A 1,186-nucleotide genomic window follows, 5' to 3' on the forward strand; every position below is an offset into this window, starting at 1 on the left:
GGCCCTGATGGTAGATGCTCGGCTGCATCCAGCCGATGTCATCACCCATGATGAACAGAATGTTCGGCTTGGTTTGTTCCTGCGCCTGGACCATCGAGGTGCTGCTTAAAAGCGCGGCGGCCATGGCCGTTGCCGCTGCAACACAGGCTACTGTTGCTGCTTTCATATCACATATCCTCCTCTGTCAGGGACAGCCCAAGCCGATACGGCTCAGGCCTGTTTCAAACGGCTCAAAGGCTCGGTGAAACGTTAGCCCGACCACGATGCGCGAATGCGGGTCGGGGCAGTCAATGACTCCATTCCCCTTGCATGCGACTGGTCTTGATCGTCAGATGATGATGCGGCACGAGAGTGCAACCTGCGTGACGTAACGTCAACTTATTTCGCGCGGCGCAGTCGCGGCGCTGCTTTATTGTGTGCTCGGGCGGCTGTTGAAAGTGGTGGAGGGCTACAATGCGAGCGTCGGGCGATCGCCCAACCGGCCGGCAAGGGCGAGTGGCCTTGGCGCGGGGGAATGCCCCTAACCGCTAGTCCAAGGCATCTCAATCACCCCGAGCGCTACAACAATCCCGAGACCCAATAGCGCAATACCCAAAGCACCTTCGAAGCGGTGGCCACGCGGCTGCAGCTTCTCGACGAAGACGACCAGCGTCAGAAGCAGCATCCAGGCGACGCTCATGACGCCGGCCGCAACCAGCACAGCAAACAGCGCCCAGCAGCACCCAAAGCAATAAACGCCGTGGCGCAGCCCCATCCCAAGCGCGCCAACCCGGCCCTCGCGCCAGTGCTGCGCAACGAACGCGAGCGGTGAACGGCAATGGCTCAGGCAAATGTGCTTGAGGGTGGTGAACTGGTAGAGCCCGGCGATACCAAGCGTGGCACCGAGCGCGAGCGGCGCCCATTTCGACCGCTGAGGCGGGTCGAGGCTCGCCGCAAGCTCGCTGCCGAACTGGACCAGGACAAACACGAGGAGGCCAGCCGTCGCCCAGACGAGCATGTAGCCCGCGACGAAGATCCATGTCGGGACGGCCACCTGCCGTTCGCGTCTCGCCTGTGCCGTCGCGAACATAAAGATCATGGGCGCCGCGGCCGGCAGCATCATAGCCGCCATCATCACAGTCCACACAGCGAGAAAGGCAGCGGCGCCGGCAACTGACCAGCCGTCGGCGGCCATCCCGGACATAGC

The 1,186-nt window shown here is 62.5% G+C and carries 1 protein-coding gene; it reads right to left on the bottom strand.

Features of this window, described 5'->3' with window-relative positions; genetic code table 11:
* Positions 1-520: 520 nt before the first annotated feature.
* Positions 521-1,186 (bottom strand): DUF2182 domain-containing protein (locus tag AC1DLV_RS30250; RefSeq protein WP_476836352.1); only part of this gene is annotated, 666 nt, incomplete at its 5' end.

The sequence above is a fragment of the Aminobacter sp. 01T433 genome, assembly GCF_056398585.1.